Source organism: Variovorax sp. V116 (genome assembly GCF_041154435.1).
Lineage (GTDB): Bacteria > Pseudomonadota > Gammaproteobacteria > Burkholderiales > Burkholderiaceae_C > Variovorax > Variovorax paradoxus.
Genome location: NZ_AP028661.1, coordinates 625,116 through 642,915 on the forward strand (window position 1 = coordinate 625,116; position 17,800 = coordinate 642,915).

The 17,800-nt window shown below is 69.3% G+C and carries 17 protein-coding genes; 14 read left to right on the forward strand and 3 right to left on the reverse strand.

The annotated features are described in order from the left end of the window. Positions 1-51: 51 nt before the first annotated feature. From ACAM58_RS02900 to ACAM58_RS02930, 7 genes are all read left to right on the forward strand, one after another. A complete protein-coding gene (locus ACAM58_RS02900; protein ID WP_369664096.1) occupies positions 52-993 on the forward strand; it encodes a hydroxymethylglutaryl-CoA lyase in 942 nt (313 codons plus the stop codon). Beyond that, positions 986-2,176, forward strand: a complete 1,191-nt coding sequence (locus ACAM58_RS02905; protein ID WP_369664097.1) for a CaiB/BaiF CoA transferase family protein — start codon at positions 986-988, stop codon at positions 2,174-2,176. Before ACAM58_RS02900 ends, ACAM58_RS02905 begins: the two co-directional genes overlap by 8 nt. A gap of 4 nt (positions 2,177-2,180) precedes the next feature. Next, a complete protein-coding gene (locus ACAM58_RS02910; protein ID WP_369664098.1) occupies positions 2,181-3,161 on the forward strand; it encodes a Bug family tripartite tricarboxylate transporter substrate binding protein in 981 nt (326 codons plus the stop codon). A 22-nt stretch (positions 3,162-3,183) separates the two neighbouring features. After that, positions 3,184-4,128, forward strand: coding sequence for an SMP-30/gluconolactonase/LRE family protein (locus ACAM58_RS02915; protein ID WP_369664099.1), 945 nt, complete (start codon positions 3,184-3,186; stop codon positions 4,126-4,128). 54 nt (positions 4,129-4,182) lie between these two features. Further along, positions 4,183-5,127 carry a LysR family transcriptional regulator gene (locus ACAM58_RS02920; RefSeq protein ID WP_369664100.1) on the forward strand — a complete coding sequence of 315 codons (945 nt, stop codon included), beginning with the start codon at positions 4,183-4,185 and terminating at the stop codon, positions 5,125-5,127. A 62-nt stretch (positions 5,128-5,189) separates the two neighbouring features. Continuing rightward, on the forward strand, positions 5,190-5,642 hold the full coding sequence (locus ACAM58_RS02925; protein ID WP_012745621.1) for a DUF2214 family protein: 453 nt from the start codon (positions 5,190-5,192) through the stop codon (positions 5,640-5,642). A 6-nt stretch (positions 5,643-5,648) separates the two neighbouring features. Next, positions 5,649-7,694 (forward strand): spermidine synthase, encoded by a 2,046-nt coding sequence (locus ACAM58_RS02930; RefSeq protein WP_369664101.1) that lies wholly within the window; start codon positions 5,649-5,651, stop codon positions 7,692-7,694. A 60-nt stretch (positions 7,695-7,754) separates the two neighbouring features. Here the strand turns inward: ACAM58_RS02930 and ACAM58_RS02935 are convergent, their stop codons facing one another. After that, positions 7,755-8,159, reverse strand: coding sequence for a hypothetical protein (locus ACAM58_RS02935; RefSeq protein ID WP_018904011.1), 405 nt, complete (start codon positions 8,157-8,159; stop codon positions 7,755-7,757). Between the two features lie 131 nt (positions 8,160-8,290). Between ACAM58_RS02935 and argS the strand changes: the two genes are divergently transcribed. The 7 genes from argS (at position 8,291) to ACAM58_RS02970 (ending at position 16,446) form a co-directional block, all read left to right on the forward strand. After that, on the forward strand, positions 8,291-9,976 hold the full coding sequence (argS, locus tag ACAM58_RS02940; RefSeq protein ID WP_369664102.1) for an arginine--tRNA ligase: 1,686 nt from the start codon (positions 8,291-8,293) through the stop codon (positions 9,974-9,976). Between the two features lie 7 nt (positions 9,977-9,983). Next, positions 9,984-10,724 carry an SPOR domain-containing protein gene (locus tag ACAM58_RS02945; RefSeq protein WP_369664103.1) on the forward strand — a complete coding sequence of 247 codons (741 nt, stop codon included), beginning with the start codon at positions 9,984-9,986 and terminating at the stop codon, positions 10,722-10,724. Positions 10,725-10,869: 145 nt separating this feature from the next. Continuing rightward, complete coding sequence (locus ACAM58_RS02950; protein ID WP_012745626.1) at positions 10,870-11,517, forward strand: thiol:disulfide interchange protein DsbA/DsbL; 648 nt, start codon at positions 10,870-10,872, stop codon at positions 11,515-11,517. Positions 11,518-11,710: 193 nt separating this feature from the next. Beyond that, positions 11,711-12,430, forward strand: a complete 720-nt coding sequence (gene lptA, locus ACAM58_RS02955) for a lipopolysaccharide transport periplasmic protein LptA (RefSeq protein WP_018904014.1) — start codon at positions 11,711-11,713, stop codon at positions 12,428-12,430. Beyond that, a complete protein-coding gene (gene lptB / locus ACAM58_RS02960) occupies positions 12,427-13,221 on the forward strand; it encodes an LPS export ABC transporter ATP-binding protein (protein WP_018904015.1) in 795 nt (264 codons plus the stop codon). The genes lptA and lptB overlap by 4 nt, the downstream gene beginning before the upstream one ends. Before the next feature lie 17 nt (positions 13,222-13,238). Further along, positions 13,239-14,831: an RNA polymerase factor sigma-54 gene (locus ACAM58_RS02965; protein ID WP_012745629.1), complete on the forward strand. Its 1,593-nt coding sequence runs from the start codon at positions 13,239-13,241 to the stop codon at positions 14,829-14,831. Between the two features lie 10 nt (positions 14,832-14,841). Further along, positions 14,842-16,446, forward strand: coding sequence for a phospholipase D family protein (locus ACAM58_RS02970; RefSeq protein WP_369664104.1), 1,605 nt, complete (start codon positions 14,842-14,844; stop codon positions 16,444-16,446). Between the two features lie 10 nt (positions 16,447-16,456). On the opposite strand, the gene ACAM58_RS02975 is transcribed toward ACAM58_RS02970, so the two are convergent. Then, positions 16,457-17,104, reverse strand: a complete 648-nt coding sequence (locus ACAM58_RS02975; RefSeq protein ID WP_369664105.1) for a LysE family translocator — start codon at positions 17,102-17,104, stop codon at positions 16,457-16,459. 21 nt (positions 17,105-17,125) lie between these two features. Continuing rightward, a complete protein-coding gene (locus tag ACAM58_RS02980; protein ID WP_012745632.1) occupies positions 17,126-17,761 on the reverse strand; it encodes a YceI family protein in 636 nt (211 codons plus the stop codon). Positions 17,762-17,800: the final 39 nt, after the last annotated feature.

The window sequence follows — 17,800 nt, forward strand, 5'->3', positions numbered from 1 at the left end:
TGTCAAGCGATCAGTGCCACATCACCCGATCGCTCCAAGGAGACGAAACCGATGACACCCCCCGACGTCCTCATCAGCGAGGTCGGCCCGCGCGACGGCCTGCAGTCGGTCAAGGCCACCATGCCCACGGCCGACAAGCTGCGCTGGATCGACGCGCTCCACGCGGCCGGCGTGCGCGAGATCGAGGTCGCCTCCTTCGTGCCCGCCAGGCTGCTGCCGCAGATGGCCGATGCGGCCGAGGTGGTGCGCCACGCCGTCACCTTGCCCGGCCTCACCGTGATGGCGCTGGTGCCCAACCGCAAGGGCGCGCAGGCCGCGCTCGAAGCGGGCGTGCACAAGCTCACGATGCCGGTCTCGGCCAGCGTGGCGCATTCGCTCGCCAACGTGCGCAAGACGCCGACCGAAATGGTCGAGGAGGTGCGCGCCATCTCCGAGCTGCGCCGCGCGATCGCGCCGCATGTGAGGCTCGAGGCCGGCATCTCCACCGCCTTCGGCTGCACGCTGCAAGGCCTGGTGCCCGAAGACGACGTGATCCGCCTCGCCGCGCAGTGCATCGAGGCCGGGGCGGAAGAAGCGGGCCTGTCGGACACCGTCGGCTATGCCAACCCCGCGCAGGTGCGTCGGCTCTTCAGGCGCCTGCGCGCCGAGCTCGGCGCGCACGCCGGCGCCGCCCACATGCACAACACGCGCGGCCTCGGCATCGCGAACTGCCTCGCGGCGTGGGACGAGGGCGTGCGCACCTTCGATGCCTCGCTCGGCGGCCTCGGCGGCTGTCCCTATGCGCCCGGCGCCTCGGGCAATGCGGTCACCGAGGACCTCGTCTTCATGTTCGAGGCCATGGGCGTTCGCACCGGCATCGACATCCAGAAGCTCATCGCGGCGCGCGCGCCGCTCATGGCCGGCCTGCCCGGCGAACCGGTCTACGGCATGACGCCCGAGGCCGGGCTGCCCAAGGGCTTTGCCGTCCAACAGGAAACCACCCCACATGCCTGAATCCCAAGCCCTGCCGTACGCCGGCGTCCGCGTCGTCGAGTTCACCCACATGGTGATGGGCCCGACCTGCGGCCTGCTGCTGGCCGACCTCGGCGCCGAGGTCATCAAGGTCGAGCCCATCGAGGGCGACAGCACGCGCCGCCTGCTCGGCTCGGGCTCGGGCTTCTTCCCGACCTTCAACCGCAACAAGAAGAGCATCGCGCTCGACCTCAAGACACGGGAGGGCGTGGAGGCCGCGCTGCGCCTCGTCGCCACGGCCGACATCGTGAGCGAGAACTTCAAGCCCGGCACCATGAAGAAGCTGGGCCTGGACTACGACAGCCTGAAGCAGCTCAACCCGCGCCTCATCTACGTGAGCCACAAGGGCTTCCTGCCCGGCCCCTATGACCATCGCACGGCTCTGGACGAAGTGGTGCAGATGATGGGCGGCCTCGCCTACATGACCGGCCGCGCGGGCGACCCGCTGCGCGCGGGCACCAGCGTGAACGACATCATGGGCGGCATGTTCGGCGCCATCGGCGCGATGGCCGCGCTGCGCCAGCGCGAACTCACCGGCAAGGGCTGCGAGGTGCAGTCCGCGCTGTTCGAGAACAACGTGTTCCTGGTCGCGCAGCACATGATGCAGTTCGCCGCCACCGGCAAGGCCGCCGACCCGATGCCCAGCCGCATCTCGGCCTGGGCCGTGTACGACGTGTTCACCGTGAAGGACGGCGAGCAGATCTTCCTGGCGGCCGTGAGCGACAAGCAGTGGGCGATCTTCTGCAGGGCCTTCGGCCTGGAAGAAATGCTGGCCGACCCGCGCTTGAAGACCAACAACGACCGCGTGCTCGCGCGCGACTGGATGATGCCGATCCTGCGCTCGCACCTGGCCGGCTACAGCGCCGCCGAACTCAGCGCAGTGTTCGAGCAGAACGAGCTGCCCTTCGCGCCCATCACCAAGCCGCAGGCGCTGTTCGACGATCCGCACCTCAACGCCACCGGCGGCCTCGCGCCCGTGCGCATGAACGACGGCCACATGGCCAAGGTGCCGCTGATGCCCTTCACGCTCGACGGCGAGCGCCCCGCGATCCGCCTGCAGCCGCCGCGCATCGGCGAGCACACGGGCGAGCTGCTGAGGGAAGTGGGCTACAGCGACACGGAGATCGCCGCCCTCAGGACACGCAACATCACCCTTGGAGACTGAGCCAATGCCTTCCATCCCGCGGCGCGCCTTGCCCGTCCTGTTCTTCTGCGCCGCGACCGCGGCTTGCCTTCCCGCCCTGGCCGCAGACACCGCGTGGCCGAGCAAGCCGGTGCGCCTGGTGGTCCCGTACGCGCCCGGCGGCACCACCGACTACGCCGCGCGCCAGATCGCCCAGAAGCTCACCGAGCAGACCGGCATCTCCTTCTATGTGGAGAACAAGGCCGGCGCGAGCGGCACGATCGGCTCCAGCCTGGTGGCCAAGTCCGCGCCGGACGGAGGCACCTTCCTGGTCAACGACACCACCTACGCGATGCTGCCGCACCTCTTCAGGAAGCTGCCGTGGGAGCCCGCCGACCTGGTGCCCGTGACGACCATCGTCGATGCGCCGCTGGTCGTGGTGGTGGGTGCGAACTCGCCCTACAAGAGCGTGGCGGCGCTGATCGACGAGGCCCGCAAGAACCCCGGCAAGCTGACCTTCGGCTCGGGCGGCGTGGGCAGCTCCACCCACCTGGGTGGCGAACTGCTCAAGCAGAACGGCAAGCTCGGGCTCACCCACGTGCCCTACAAGGGCGCGGGCGAAGCGATGCTGGGCGTGGTGTCGGGACAGGTCGACGTGCTGGTCACCGCAGCGCCCACGGCCATTCCGCAGGTCAAGGGCGGCAAGGTGCGCGCACTGCTCGTGACCTCGCCGCAGCGCCTTGCCGCCTTGCCCGAGGCGCCCACCAGCGCCGAGACCGGCCTGAAGGATTTCACCGCCAGCAACTGGTTCGGCATCGCGGCGCCCAAGGGCACGCCGCAGCCGATCATCGACAAGCTGCATGCCGAGGTGAAGAAGGCGCTGGCATCGCCGGACCTCGCGAAGCGCTTTGCGGAGCAGGGCGCCAGCCCGGGCGGCCTGTCCCCGGCCGACTTCGGCAAGTTCGTTCACGGTCAGACCCAGGCCTGGGGCCAGGTGATCAAGGCCGCGGGCGTGCAGCCCGACTGACCCCACCGGAGACCATGCAGCCATGTGGAACCTGAGCTTCCAGCCGCCCGAGATCATCGAGGCGCGCGTGCTCACGCGCCTGCCCGATGCGTTTCGCACGCCGCGCCGCACCGACTGGGTCGACGCCAACAAACCGGGCCACGTGATGGACAGCTTCCTGGAAGGCCCCGCGTTCGACCGGGCCGGGAACCTGTACGTCACCGACATTCCCTACGGCCGCATCTTCAGGATCGCGCCCTCGTCGCTCGAATGGCAGCTGGTGGCGGCCTACGACGGCTGGCCCAACGGCCTGGCGGTCCATGCCGACGGCAGCCTGTGGATCGCCGACTACCGGCGCGGCATCCTGCGGCTCGATGCGGCCGGCGGCGCGGTCGAGACGGTGCTCGGGCATCGCAACAGCGAATCCTTCAAGGGCGTGAACGACCTCGTCTTCGACCTGGAAGGACGGCTCTATTTCACCGACCAGGGCCAGACCGGACTGCACGATCCCACCGGCCGCGTCTACCGGTGGAATGCCGATGGCCGCCTCGACCTGCTGCTGGCCAACGCGCCCAGCCCCAACGGCGTGGCAACCAGCGGCGACGGCAAGGTGCTGTTCGTGGCCGTCACCCGCGGCAACCAGGTCTGGCGCGCGCCGCTGCTGCCCGACGGCAGCCTCTCCAAGGTCGGCGCGCTGCAGACCTTCTTCGGAACCAGCGGCCCCGACGGGCTTGCGCTCACGGCCGATGGCGGGCTGGTCGTTGCCCATGCCAGCCTGGGCGGCGCCTTCGTGCTCAATGCGCGCGGGGAGGTCACGCACATGGTCCGCAGCCCGGCCGGCCAGACCGTGACCAACCTTGCCTTCCGGCCGGGCACGCGGCAGCTGGTGCTCACCGATTCGGCCACCGGCAGCGTGCTGGAAGCCGAGCTGCCGGTGGGCGGAGCGCCGCTCTATTCGCACTCCACGTACTCGCGGGCCCAGAAATAGCCGCGGCGGGCGCCGGCCCAGGCTCGCGGCGCCGCGGGCTATAGTTCCGCCGCCATGGACCGCCTGAAGCAACTCGAATCCTTCGTCTCGGTGGCGACCCGCGGCGGTCTCACGGCCGCGGCCAAGGCCGAGGGCGTGGCGCCTGCGATCATGGGGCGGCGGCTCGACGCGCTCGAAGCGCGGCTGGGCGTCAAGCTGCTGGTGCGCACCACGCGGCGCATCACGCTCACGCACGAAGGCAGCGCCTTTCTCGAGGACTGCCAGCGCCTGCTGACCGAATTCGCCAATGCCGAGGCCAGCGTGAGCGCCGGCGGCGTCAAGGCCAGCGGCCACCTGCGCGTGACGGCGCCGGCCGGCTTCGGCCGCCGCCACGTGGCGCCGCTGGTGCCGCGCTTCCATGCGCTGCACCCGGAGGTCACGATCTCGCTGAACCTGAGCGACCGCGTGGTCGACGTGCGCGGCGAGAGCTTCGACTGCGCGGTGCGCGTGGGCGACATGCCCGACTCGTCCTTGGTCAGCGTGCGGCTGGCCGACAACCGCCGCCGCTGCGTCGCCACGCCGGAGTTCGTGCGCCGCCACGGCATGCCGCGGCATCCGAACGAGCTGTCGCGCTTTGCCTGCCTCACGCTGTCGAGCGACGCCTCGCAGACGCGCGGCTGGGCATTCCGCATTCCGCGCGCCCCGGCGGCTGCCGGCGAGGAGGCCGGCGAAGAACTGATCTACCTGCGGCCCGAGGGCCCGCTCGATTGCTCCGACGGCCAGGTGCTGCACGACTGGTGCCTGGCCGGCCACGGCATCGCGTGGCGCAGCACCTGGGAAGTGGAGGCCGAGATCGATGCCGGCCTGCTGGTGCCGCTGCTGGACGAATTCGCCGCGCCGCCCAACGGCATCTACGCGGTCTTCGCGGGCACCAAGCACCTGCCGCTGCGGGTGCGACTGTGGCTTGATTTCCTCAAGGAGCAGTACGGACGGCCCGAATTCTGGGGCGGCAGGGGGTAAAGCGCGCGAGCGGCGTCACAATCTGCAAGCATTTGCAACCCCATTGAAGAAGAAAGCCATCGATGACCCTCGAAGCCATCCTCGCCTACCTGCATCTGCTGGCCATCCTCACGATGGTCGTCTTCATCTCCAGCGAAGCGGCGCTGTGCCGCGTGCAGTGGCTCAATGCCGCCGTGGTGGAGCGGCTCGCCAAGGTCGACATGGTCTACGGCATGGCCGCCATCGCGGTGCTCGCCACCGGCATTGCGCGCACGGTGTGGGGCGTGAAGGGCACGGCGTGGTATTGGACCAACCCGCTGTTGCACGTGAAGCTCGGCTTGTTCATCATCGTCGGCGTGCTCTCGATCTTTCCGACGCTCACCTACTTCCGCTGGCGCAAGGCGCTGCGCGCCAACGGCACGCTGCCGGCCGAGGCCGACATCCGCAAGACGCGCCGGCTGGTGATGGTGCAGGCCCACCTGATCGCGCTGATTCCGCTGGTCGCCGTGTTCCTCGCGCGCGGCTTCGGCAAGTAGGCGCGCATGGAACGCGCCGGCATCCAGCTTCTGTTTGCCGGCACGATCTTCAGCAGCGCGTTCCTGCTGTTCCTGGTGCAGCCGCTGATCGCCAAGCAGATCCTGCCCTGGTTCGGCGGCTCGGCCGCCGTCTGGTCGACCTGCATGGTGTTCTTCCAGGCCGTGCTGCTCGCGGGCTATGCGTACTCCGACTGGGTCACGCGCCGCCTTCGCGTGCGCGCGCAGGCCGCGCTGCACGTGGGGCTGCTGCTGGCGAGCCTGGCCTTCCTTCCGCTGGTGGTGGCCGCGCGCTGGAAGCCCACCGGCGCCGAAGACCCGGCGTGGCTGATCCTGGGGCTGCTGCTCGCGACCATCGGCCTTCCGTACTTTCTTCTGTCGACCACCGGGCCGCTGGTGCAGTCGTGGGTGGCGCGCACGCCCTGGAGCGCGCGGGTGTACCGCTACTTCTCGCTCTCCAACCTGGCGTCGCTGCTGTCGCTGCTGAGCTACCCGGTGCTGATCGAGCCGCGCAGCTCGCTGCTGCAGCAGGCGCTCGGCTGGTCGTGGGGCTATGGCCTGTTCGCGCTGCTGTGCGCCGGCACGACATTGCTGGTGGCGTACCGCTGGCCGGCGGCTGTGCCGGTTGGCGCGGCGCCCGGCCAGGCCGCGGCCGCGGCCGATAGCGAAAAACCGCCGCGCTGGTCCGACGGCCTGCTCTGGCTCGTGCTGCCGGCGCTGGCGTCGTGGCTGTTGCTGGCCGTGACCAACCACATCACCCAGAACGTCGCGGCGGTTCCCTTTCTCTGGATCGTGCCGCTGTCGCTGTACCTGTTCACCTTCGTGCTGTGCTTCGAGAGCGACCGCTGGTACCGGCGCGGCGTCTTCCTGCCGCTGGCGGCGGGCGTGCTGCTGCTGTGCGCCTTCGGGCTGCAGCACCACATCGGCTCGAATGTGCGCACGGGGCTGCCGATCTATGTCGGCGGCCTGTTCGTGCTGTGCATGTTCCTGCACGGCGAAACCGCCAGGCTGCGGCCGGCGCCGCGCTATCTCACGCGCTTCTACCTGATGCTCGCGCTCGGCGGTGCGCTGGGCGGCGCCACGGTCGGGTTGGTGGCGCCGCATGTGCTGCCGGCGTACTACGAGCTGGGCATCGGCCTGGTGCTGACGGCGCTCGCGGCGGCGGCCGTCCTGCGCCAGCGGATCTGGCTGCGGGCCATGAGCGTGGCATTGGCGGCCGGCTGCGCATACTTCCTGATGGCGCAGATCGCGAGCGACCGGTCGGACGCGCGCCACCTGCTGCGCAATTTCCATGGCGCGCTGATCACCTTCGACATGCGGCGCCTCCACCCGTCGGACAGCGTGCGGGTGCTGTCGCACGGCTCCATCAAGCACGGCGAGCAGTTCCTGGACCCGGCCCGCCGGCGCGAGCCCACCACCTATTACGGCGCCACCTCCGGCATCGGCCGCGCGATGGCTGCCGCACCGGCCGGGCCGCGCCGCGTGGGGCTGATCGGCCTGGGCGCCGGCACGCTCGCGAGCTACGGCCGCAGCGGCGACGCCTACCGCATCTACGAGATCAATCCGCAGGTGTTCGAGCTCGCGGACAGCGAATTCAGCTTCCTGCGCGACAGCCCCGCGCGCGTCGAGCGCGTGCTCGGCGATGCGCGGCTGGCGCTGGAGCGCGAGCCGCCGCAGGGCTTCGACCTGCTTGCGGTGGACGCCTTCTCGGGCGATGCGGTGCCGGCCCACCTGCTCACGGCGCAGGCCATGGATGTCTACCTGCGGCACATGAAGCCGGATGGCATCGTGGCCTTCCATGTGACCAACCGTTTCCTCGAGCTCGCGCCCGTGGTCGCGCGGATCGCCGAACTGAAGGGCCTGCATGCCGTGCTCGTGAGCGACGACGCCGAAGCCTCGCGGTGGCTCAGCCCGACCGACTGGGTGCTGGTGGCGCGCGATCCGGCCGTGCTGGCACGCGAGCCGGTGCGCGCCGCGGCCTCGCCGATCGTGCTGCGCGCCGGCGTCCGCCCCTGGACCGACGATTTCAACAACCTGCTGAGCGTGCTGAAGTAGCCATGAAAAAGGCCCGCACGCGGCGGGCCCTGTTTGCGCAGGCTGGAGCGCGGTGCGGCTTCAGGCCTTGGCGTCCTTTTCGCACTTCTTCATGAAGCTGTTCTTGGCGGCGCCGGCCAGCGGCTTGCCGTTCTTGTCGACGGCCTTGGCTGCGCAAGCGGGTGCTGCGGCGGCCTTGGTGTCTTTTTCGCACTTCTTGATGAAGCTGCCCTTGGCGGCGCCGGCCAGCGGCTTGCCGTTCTTGTCGATGGCCTTGGATTCGCAGCTCGCGGCGGGCGCTGCCGCGGTGGCGGGCGCTGCGGGGGTGGCCGCCGCAGGAGCGGCGGGGGTCGCTGGGGTGGCCGGCGTGGCCGCAGGTGCGGTGACAGGCGCCGGAGCCTTGGCAGCCGGGGCCTTGTCTTGTGCCTGTGCGGCGCCGAAGGAGAGACAGGCGCCCAGGGCGACCAGGGAAAGGAACTTCTTCATGGTGATATGTCCTTGCAAGGTGGGTTGTGACAGGTGCCCCGCCCCGGGGCCGAGGCTTCTAACGGCCCAAGCCAGCGATCGGATGACGATGGTCAACGGCGCCCCGGGTTTGCCCCCGGTAAAATTCGCAGATGCTATTGGTCAAACAGGAGCTGCTCGCGGCGCTCGCGAACACGCTCGAATCCCTCTCGCCCGGCGCTGGCTCCAAAGCCGCGTTCGAGTCGCCCAAGGTGGCTGCCCACGGCGATTTCGCCAGCACGGCCGCCATGCAACTCGCCAAGCCGCTCGGGCGCAAGCCGCGCGAACTGGCCGAGGAGCTCAGTGCGGCGCTGCTCGCCACCCCGGTTTTCGGCCAGTGGGTCGAAGCCATCGAGATCGCCGGCCCCGGTTTCCTCAACATCCGCCTCAAGACGGCTGCCAAGCAGCAGATCGTGCGCGAGGTGCTGGCCGCGGGCGGCGCCTTCGGCCAGCAGCCCGCCACCGGCGAAAAGGTGCTGGTCGAGTTCGTCTCGGCCAACCCGACCGGGCCGCTGCACGTCGGCCACGGCCGTCAGGCCGCGCTCGGCGACGCCATCTGCAACCTGCGCGCCTCGCAGGGCGACACCGTCTGGCGCGAGTTCTACTACAACGATGCCGGCGTGCAGATCCAGACGCTGGCCCACAGCACCCAGCTGCGCGCCCGCGGCTTCAAGCCCGGCGACCCCGAATGGCCGAGCGGCGAAAAGGCGCCCGCCTACAACGGCGACTACATCGCCGACATCGCCGAAGACTTCAAGGCGAAGAAGACCGTCAAGTCGGACGACCGGGAATACACCGCCAGCGGCAACATCGACGACCTCGACTCCATCCGCGAATTCGCCGTGGCCTACCTGCGCCGCGAGCAGGACCTGGACCTGCAGGCCTTCCGCGTGCGCTTCGACAACTACTATCTCGAATCCAGCCTCTACACCAGCGGCCGCGTCGAGGAGGCGGTGCGCAAGCTCGTGGCCGCCGGCAAGACCTACGAGCAGGACGGCGCGCTGTGGCTGAAGTCGACCGACTACGGCGACGACAAGGACCGCGTGATGAAGAAGCAGGACGGCACGTACACGTACTTCGTGCCCGACGTCGCCTACCACATCGCCAAGTGGGAGCGCGGCTTCCACAAGGTGGTCAACATCCAGGGCACCGACCACCACGGCACCATCGCGCGCGTGCGCGCCGGCCTGCAGGCGGCGGGCGTGGGCATTCCCGAGGGCTATCCCGACTACGTGCTGCACACCATGGTGCGCGTGATGAAGGGCGGCGAAGAGGTCAAGATCAGCAAGCGCGCCGGCAGCTACGTCACCTTGCGCGACCTGATCGAGTGGACCAGCACCGACGCCGTGCGCTTCTTCCTCCTGAGCCGCAAGCCCGACACCGAATACACCTTCGACGTCGACCTCGCCGTGGCCAAGAACAACGACAACCCGGTCTACTACGTGCAGTACGCCCATGCGCGCATCTGCTCGGTGCTGGCGGGCTGGGGCGGCGACGCCACCTCGCTCAAGGACGTGGACCTGTCGCCGCTCGAAAGCCCGGCCGCGCAGGCGCTCATGCTGCTCCTGGCCAAGTACCCGGCCATGCTCACGGCCGCCGCCAAGGATTTCGCGCCGCACGACGTCACTTTCTACCTGCGCGAACTGGCGGCCAGCTACCACAGCTACTACGACGCCGAGCGCATCCTGGTCGACGACGAGCCGGTCAAGCTGGCGCGGCTCGCGCTCGTCGCGGCCACCGCACAGGTGCTGCACAATGGCCTCGCGATTCTCGGCGTCAGTGCGCCGAGCAAGATGTGAACTGACTATGAAGAAGACAACCAGACAACGCGGCAACATCGTCATCGGGCTCATCGTCGGCCTGGTGCTGGGGTTGGGTGTCGCGCTGGGCATCGCGGTCTACGTGACCAAGGTGCCGATCCCGTTCGTGACCAAGACCCAGCGCGGCGGTGCCGAGCAGGACGAAGCCGAAGCCCGCAAGAACCGCGACTGGGACCCCAACGCGCCGCTGGCAGGCAAGGCCGGCGCGCCCAAGCCGCCGGCCGCGGCCGGCCCCGTGGCGCCACCGGCCGGCGGCGACACCGCGGCCGTGGCGCCTGGCACGGCCCCGCCGCCCGCGCCGCCGGTGCCGGTGGTGGTGGCTCCGAAACCCGCGCGCCCGGCCCCGGTGCCGGCCGAGGCCAATTCCCTGCCGCCGTCGAACGATCCGCTCGGCGACCTGGCCCGCGCGCGCGCCGGCGGCGGCAGCAGCGGCAGCACCACCACGGCTTCCGCTGCGCCCAGCAACAACAGCGCGGCGGCGGGTGCCGATCCGTTCATGTACTTCGTGCAGGCGGGCGCCTTCCGCACCACCGACGATGCCGAGGCCCAGCGCGCCAAGCTGTCGCTGATGGGTGTCGAGGCCCGGGTCACCGAGCGCGAGCAGGCCGGCCGCACGGTCTACCGGGTGCGCGCGGGCCCGTTCAACAAGAAGGACGAGGCCGATCGCCTGAAGGAGCGGCTCGACAGCGGCGGCCTCGAATCGGCGCTCGTGCGCGTGCAGCGCTGAGCCTGCCGGCAGGCGCCGCGGATATTCTTTAAGCTTCGCCGCGCGGCATGGGCCGCCGCCAGGATCGTCCTGGGCATGCCGCACGCGGGAACTCCGCGCGGCGCGCCGGCTCAGTACTGCCGTACCCAACAGGAGAACTCTTTCAATGAAACGTCGTGACTTTTCGCTGGCCGCCACCTCGCTGGGCCTGCTTTCGCTGGCTGGCAACACCGCGCACGCCCAGGCGCGCGCGCCCAAGGCCGGCACCGAGTACCTGGTGCTCGACAAGCGCGTGCCGGTCGACGCGCCGGCGGGCAAGGTCGAGGTGATCGAGTTCTTCTCGTACAACTGCCCGCACTGCAACGACTTCGAGCCGCAGCTGGAAGCCTGGCTCAAGACGGTGCCCAAGGAAGTGGCGTTCCGCCGCGTGCCCGTGCCCTTCGTGGGCAACGACGTCGAGGCCAAGCAGCGCCTGTACTACGCGCTCGAAGCCATGGGCAAGGTCGACGAATTCCAGCCCAAGGTCTTCGACGCCATCCACAAGCAGCGCCAGAACGTGAACGGCGACGCCAACATCATTGCCTGGGCCGGGGCCAACGGCCTGGACGGCGCCAAGTTCAAGGAAGTCTTCACCTCCTTCGGCGTGGCCAGCAAGGCCAAGCGCGCCGCGCAGCTGACCGACGCCTACAAGGTGGCCGGCGTGCCGGCGCTGGCCGTGAACGGGCGCTGGTACGTGGACGGCGAACTGGCCGGCAACATGACCAAGGCGCTGCAGGTCACCAACTACCTGATCGGCGAAGCGAAAAAGGGCTAACCCCCAGGCTGCGCGGCACTTCGTGTCCGCTGCGCCCACCCCTTGCAGGGGCGGCACCTGCGGCCCGGCGAAGCCGGTTCCGCGGTGTCTCCCGATGGGGACACCGGCCCGCTTCGGCGGGCCTTTTTCATCGGCGTTGGTGGCTGGTGCTGATCCGCCGCATACAATGGTTCAGAGCAAGTTTCGTGCCTCTATGACATTGCCCTCCTATCCCCACACCACCCCCTTCGTTCGCCGAATCCGCCGCCTGGCCGCCGGCGCGCTGCTGCTGGCCGGCCTGGCCTCGGGCGCGCTGGCCGAGACCGCCGACCGCAGCAAGCCGATGAACATCGAATCCGATGCGATGCGCTACGACGACCTCAAGCAGACGAGCGTGTTCACGGGCAACGTGCTGGTCACCAAGGGCACGATCATCATCCGCGGCGCGCGCATCGACGTGCGCCAGGACGCCGAGGGCTACCAGTACGGCGTGGTCACGGCGGCGCCCGGCAAAAGGGCCTACTACAAGCAGAAGCGCAATGCGCCCGACGAGTGGATCGAGGGCGAATCCGAGGTCATCGAATACGACAGCCGCGCCGACAACGTCAAGTTCATCCGCAATGCCGTCATGCGCCGGCTGATCGGCGCCACGCCCAACGACGAGAGCACCGGCGCGCTCATCGTCTACGACCAGAGCAACGACACCTACACGGTCAACGGTTCCACCGTGCCGCCCAACACGGGCGTGAACGCACCCCCAGGCGGACGCGTGCGGACCATCCTCACGCCCAAGAGCGCCACCGCGCCGGCGCCCGGGGCCTCGGCGCCCGCCGGCGGACGGGCCGCGCCGGCGGCGGCCGCGCCCCAGCCGGCACCCGGTGCCGGCCTGCGCTCGAGCACCACGCTGGGCGGCGACGGGGAAAGGCGCAAGTGATCGAAGCCGCTGGAACCCAGAACGCCGACGGCACGCCGGGCAGCCGCCTGGTGGTGCGCGGCCTGCAGAAGAGCTACGGCAGCCGCAAGGTCGTGCGGGATGTCTCGCTCGACGTGCAAAAGGGCGAAGTCGTCGGGCTGCTCGGCCCCAACGGCGCCGGCAAGACCACTTCGTTCTACATGATCGTGGGGCTGGTGCGGGCCGATGCGGGCGAGATCACCATCGACGGCGAGCCCATCGCCCACATGCCGATCCACCGGCGCGCGCGCATGGGCCTGAGCTACCTGCCGCAGGAAGCCTCCATCTTCCGCAAGCTCACGGTCGAGGAAAACGTGCGCGCCGTGCTCGAGCTCCAGCGCGAGCCCGACGCCAGCGGCAAGCCCGCGCCACTGACCAAGCAGCGCATCGAGGAGCGCCTCTCCGGCCTGCTGGCCGACCTGCGGGTGGACCATCTTCGCGATTCGCCCGCGCTCGCGCTCTCGGGCGGCGAACGGCGCCGGGTCGAGATCGCCCGCGCGCTGGCCACGCAGCCGCGCTTCATCCTGCTGGACGAGCCCTTTGCCGGCATCGACCCGATCGCGGTGATCGAGATCCAGCGGATCATCAGCTTCCTGAAGGAGCGCGGCATCGGCGTGCTCATCACCGACCACAACGTGCGTGAGACGCTGGGCATCTGCGATCACGCGTTCATCATCAGCGACGGGCATGTGCTGGCACAAGGCACACCCTCGGAGATCGTCGACAACGCCGAAGTACGCAGGGTGTACCTCGGCGAGCACTTCCGGATGTAAGGGAGGAGTCGGTCTCCATGAAGCAAGGGCTGTCCCTTCGCGTTTCGCAGCACCTGGCGCTCACGCCCCAGCTGCAGCAGTCGATCCGGCTGCTGCAGCTGTCCACGCTCGAACTGAGCCAGGAAGTGGAGCAGATGCTGGACGAGAACCCGTTCCTCGAACGCACCGCGGAAGAAGCCGCGCGCGAGGAATTCGGGCTCGACGCCATCGACACGCCGGTGCCGCGCGACGAGGCCGGTGAAGCCGCCGAGGGCGAATTCAGCTCGGCCCCGGCCAGCAGCACGACCAGCACTTCGAGCGAAACCGCCTCCACGGCCGAGTCCGAGGTTCCTGCCGCCGACGCCACCGAGCGCGAGCCCGACTGGGAAGGCGACGGCACCGTCGACATGGCGCCGGACGACAGCGAATGGGGCAGCGATGCCCCCGCGCGCCAGAACAACCTGGGCGACGACGAGCGTGCCGACGCCACTGAGCTCGCGCGCAGCCAGGAGTCGCTGCAGTCCTTCCTGCACCGGCAGGCGCTGAGCCTGCGGCTGAACGAGAACGACAGCGCCGCGCTGCGCTTCCTGATCGAATCGCTCAACGACGACGGCTACCTGGAGGATTCGCTGCCGGCGCTGGCCTCGGGCCTCGCGGGCGACGACAACGACCAGTTCGACGAGCTGGTGCACCACTTCCAGGTGGCGCTCGGCCTGCTGCAGAGCCTGGAGCCGGCCGGCGTCGGCGCGCGCGACCTGGGCGAATGCCTTTGCATCCAGCTGCGCGCGCTCGCCAGCGAAAGCGAGACCGAGGAACAGGCGCTGGTGCGCAAGACCGCCATCGCGATCTGCAAGCAGCCGATGGAGCTGCTCGCGCGGCGCGACTTCAAGCGCCTGGCCACGCTCACGCGCACCAACGAAGAGCTGGTGCGCTCGGCGCTGCAGGTCATCTCGCGCCTGGAGCCCAAGCCGGGCCGCCGTTTTGTCGATGTCGAGCGCAACATCGTGATTCCCGACGTGATCGTCACCAAGATCGGCCGCGGCACCAATGCCAAGTTCCGCGTCATGCTCAACCCCGAGGTGATGCCGCGGCTGCGCGTGCACGACATCTATGCCGGCGCGCTCAAGTCGCACAAGGGCGAGGGCAGCCAGGCGCTGTCGCAGCGGCTGCAGGAGGCACGCTGGTTCATCAAGAACATCCAGCAGCGCTTCGACACCATCCTGCGCGTGAGCAACGCCATCGTCGAGCGGCAGAAGAGCTTCTTCGTGCACGGCGAGCTCGCGATGCGACCACTGGTGCTGCGCGAGATTGCCGACGAACTCGGCCTGCACGAATCGACCATCTCGCGCGTGACCACGGCCAAGTACATGTCCACGCCTTTCGGCACGGTCGAGCTCAAGTACTTCTTCGGCTCGGCGCTCGGCACCGAGACCGGCGGCAATGCATCGAGCACCGCGGTGCGCGCGCTGATCAAGCAGTTCGTGAGCTCCGAGAGCATCAAGAAGCCGCTGTCCGACAGCCAGATCTCCGAGATGCTCAAGGAGCAGGGCATCGAGTGCGCGCGCCGCACCGTGGCCAAGTACCGCGAGGCCCTGCGCATCGCGCCCGCCAACCTCCGCAAGGCGCTGTAGAAAGCCGCCGATGGCCCGTCGCCTGCTGTCGCGCTGTGGGCAATGGGTCTTCGCCATGGCGGCGGTGCTGCTGTTCGCCGGCTGCGCCACCCTGCCCGACGAGGCGCCGCGCCCGGCCACCCGGGCCATGGCCGCCTCGGCCGACACCGCGCTCGGCAAGATCGCGCAGGCCTCGCAGCCCGACCCCGACCTGAGCGGCTTCCGCCTGATGCCGGGCGGCGACTTTGCCTTCGACACCCGCATCCAGCTCGCGCGGCGCGCCCAGCGCACGCTCGACGTGCAGTACTACCAGATCGAGAACGACGAGACCGGCCGCTACCTGCTGCGCACGCTGCGCGACGCGGCCCGGCGCGGCGTGCGCGTGCGGCTCCTGATGGACGATCTCTACACTTCGGGCGAGGACGAGCTGCTGCTCGGCCTGGCCGCCACGCCGAATGTCGAGCTGCGCCTGTTCAATCCCTTTCCGGCCGGGCGCGGCAGCCTGCTCAGGCGCTTCACCGCCTCGCTGTTCGACTTCAGCCGCGTCAACCGGCGCATGCACAACAAGCTCTTCATCGCCGATGGCGCGATGGCGGTGGCGGGCGGGCGCAACATCGGCAACCAGTATTTCAGGCGCACGGCGGGCGAGAATTTTCTCGATCTCGACACCTTCGTCGCCGGCGCGCTGATTCCGCGCCTGGGCGCGCTGTTCGACCAGTACTGGAACAGCGTCTATGTGCGGCCGGTCCGGTCGGTGGTGGCCAGCACACTGACACGTGACGAGCTGCAGAAGCGCTTCGACACCGCCACCGGCCCGGACACCACGCCGCCGCCGCCCCGGCCCGCGCCCAACGACCTGCTCGGCTACAGCCCGATCGCCGAAGACCTGGATGCCGGCAAGCTCGACCTGATCTGGACGCTGGCCGAGGCGTATGCCGATTCGCCCGAGCGCGTGATCGGCAAGACCGCCTCGTACGGCGGCGTGCCGCTGCTCGACGTCGACAGCGTGCGCTACAACGTGGTCGAGCAGATGCGCCGCGCGCGCTCCGAGGTGACCATCGTCTCGCCCTACCTGATTCCGGGCAAGGCGGGGCTCGAAGTGATGCGCGAAATCCGCCGGCGCAACGTGAAGATCAGCATCGTCACCAATTCCTTCGCCGCCACCGACGAGCCGCTGGTCCACACGGCCTACCGCCGCTACCGGCCCGAGATGCTCGAGCTCGGCGCCGAGCTCTACGAACTGAGCACCACGCGCACGCGGCGCAGCGTGCGCCTCGGCCTGTTCGGCACTTCGGTGGGGCGGCTGCATGCCAAGTCGGCGGTGATCGACCGGCAGGTTCTTTTCGTCGGCTCGATGAATTTCGACCCGCGCTCCGAAACGCACAACACCGAGATCGGCCTGTTCATCCGCAGCCCCGAGATGGCGCAGCAGACGCTCAAGCTCATCGAGGTGCTGAAGCAGCAGGGCGCCTACCGGCTGCGCTTTGCGAAGGACAGCGGCAATGCGCGCATCGAGTGGATCAGCGAGGAGGAGGCCGGCCGGACCACCGTGCTGAACGAGGAGCCCGACTCCGATTTCTGGGGCCGCACCATGCTCGAGATGCTGGCGCCGCTGACGCCCGAGAGCCTGCTGTAGCCCGCGCGGCTCAGCTGCTGCTGCGCACGCCCGACAGCAGCTTGAGGCCCAGCAGCACCATCACGCCGCCGGCCGCGCGGTCGATCCAGGCCTTGTAGCGCAGATAGGCCGAGCGCGGCGCCGCCGACGACAGCGCCAGCGCGACGACCGCATACCAGCTGGTCTCGATGCAGAAGATCACCGCCGGCACCGCCAGCGCCAGCGCCAGCGGCACCTCGCGCGGCAGGAAGGCCGCGAAGATGCTGGCGTAGACCACCGCCGTCTTCGGGTTGCTGACCTGCGTGCCCATGCCGAGGAGAAACGCGCGCCGCGCATTGCTGCCCGTGCCTGCGGCCGCGCGTTCGTCCTGCGCGGCGGACAGCGGCTCGCGCGCACCGCGCCAGATGCGGATGCCCAGGTACACAAGATAGGCGCCGCCGAGCAGCTTCACCGCCAGGTAGAGCGCCGGCACCGCGAGGAACGCCGCCTGCAGCCCGACCAGCGCCGCAATCGCGAACACCACGCCGCCCGCGCCCATGCCCAGTGCCGCGGCCAGGCCGTCGCGGCGCGACGACGACACGGCGGTGCGCGCCACCATGACGAAGCTCGGTCCGGGGCTCATGGCCCCGACGATCATTGCGCCCGCGATGCCCAGCAACGGAACCGTGATGCCGCTCATGGTTGCCTCCTTCTTCTTCTTCTATTGCTGCACGTTGACCGCTTCGACCTGCACCAGCAGCTTCACCTTGTTCTCGAAGCCGAAGTTCAGGCCCCAGGTGATGCCCCAGTCGCTGCGCTGCACCGTCGTCTCGAAGTCGCCGCCGCAGACCTGGCGGTTGATGAGCGGGTTCAGGTAGCAGTTGAAGCGCACGGCCCTGAGCGTGACGGGCCTGGTCTGCCCCATCAGCGTGAGCGTGCCCGGCACGTCGGCCACCTTGTCGCCGTTGAACTCGATGCGGTCCGCCACGAAGCGCCCGGTCGGGAATTCGGCCACGTTGAAGAAGTCCTTGCTTTGCACGTGGCGGTTGAGCAGGTCGACGCCGGTGTTGATGGAGCTGATGTCCATCGTGATGTCGACCTTGCCGCTGCTGCCGCTGCCGTCGATCTGCACCGAGCCGTCCTTGGTGCTGAAGCGGCCGCGGTTGGTGGTGGTGCCGTAGTGCCCCATCTCGTACATCACGAAGGTGTGGGTGGGGTCGATCACGTAGCTGGCGTTCTTCACCGGGCCGCCCGCGGGCTTGGCGGCGACGGGCGGCGCGGTGTATTCCTGTGCCAGGGCAGGGGTGGCAAGGGCCGCCGCGGCTGAGAGCGCGGCAGCGAGGAGGAGCTTCTTCATGGCAATGGGCGTGCGTGGCGTGAGAACGAAATAAAGGAA

What these genes read in the sequence shown, in the direction of transcription:
- ACAM58_RS02900 (WP_369664096.1), top strand. Translation starts at nt 52, where the DNA reads ATGACACCCCCCGACGTCCTCATCAGCGAGGTCGGCCCGCGCGACGGC.
- ACAM58_RS02905 (WP_369664097.1), top strand. Translation starts at nt 986, where the DNA reads ATGCCTGAATCCCAAGCCCTGCCGTACGCCGGCGTCCGCGTCGTCGAG.
- ACAM58_RS02910 (WP_369664098.1), top strand. Translation starts at nt 2,181, where the DNA reads ATGCCTTCCATCCCGCGGCGCGCCTTGCCCGTCCTGTTCTTCTGCGCC.
- ACAM58_RS02915 (WP_369664099.1), top strand. Translation starts at nt 3,184, where the DNA reads ATGTGGAACCTGAGCTTCCAGCCGCCCGAGATCATCGAGGCGCGCGTG.
- ACAM58_RS02920 (WP_369664100.1), top strand. Translation starts at nt 4,183, where the DNA reads ATGGACCGCCTGAAGCAACTCGAATCCTTCGTCTCGGTGGCGACCCGC.
- ACAM58_RS02925 (WP_012745621.1), top strand. Translation starts at nt 5,190, where the DNA reads ATGACCCTCGAAGCCATCCTCGCCTACCTGCATCTGCTGGCCATCCTC.
- ACAM58_RS02930 (WP_369664101.1), top strand. Translation starts at nt 5,649, where the DNA reads ATGGAACGCGCCGGCATCCAGCTTCTGTTTGCCGGCACGATCTTCAGC.
- ACAM58_RS02935 (WP_018904011.1), bottom strand. Translation starts at nt 8,159, where the DNA reads ATGAAGAAGTTCCTTTCCCTGGTCGCCCTGGGCGCCTGTCTCTCCTTC.
- argS (WP_369664102.1), top strand. Translation starts at nt 8,291, where the DNA reads ATGCTATTGGTCAAACAGGAGCTGCTCGCGGCGCTCGCGAACACGCTC.
- ACAM58_RS02945 (WP_369664103.1), top strand. Translation starts at nt 9,984, where the DNA reads ATGAAGAAGACAACCAGACAACGCGGCAACATCGTCATCGGGCTCATC.
- ACAM58_RS02950 (WP_012745626.1), top strand. Translation starts at nt 10,870, where the DNA reads ATGAAACGTCGTGACTTTTCGCTGGCCGCCACCTCGCTGGGCCTGCTT.
- lptA (WP_018904014.1), top strand. Translation starts at nt 11,711, where the DNA reads ATGACATTGCCCTCCTATCCCCACACCACCCCCTTCGTTCGCCGAATC.
- ACAM58_RS02965 (WP_012745629.1), top strand. Translation starts at nt 13,239, where the DNA reads ATGAAGCAAGGGCTGTCCCTTCGCGTTTCGCAGCACCTGGCGCTCACG.
- ACAM58_RS02970 (WP_369664104.1), top strand. Translation starts at nt 14,842, where the DNA reads ATGGCCCGTCGCCTGCTGTCGCGCTGTGGGCAATGGGTCTTCGCCATG.
- ACAM58_RS02975 (WP_369664105.1), bottom strand. Translation starts at nt 17,104, where the DNA reads ATGAGCGGCATCACGGTTCCGTTGCTGGGCATCGCGGGCGCAATGATC.
- ACAM58_RS02980 (WP_012745632.1), bottom strand. Translation starts at nt 17,761, where the DNA reads ATGAAGAAGCTCCTCCTCGCTGCCGCGCTCTCAGCCGCGGCGGCCCTT.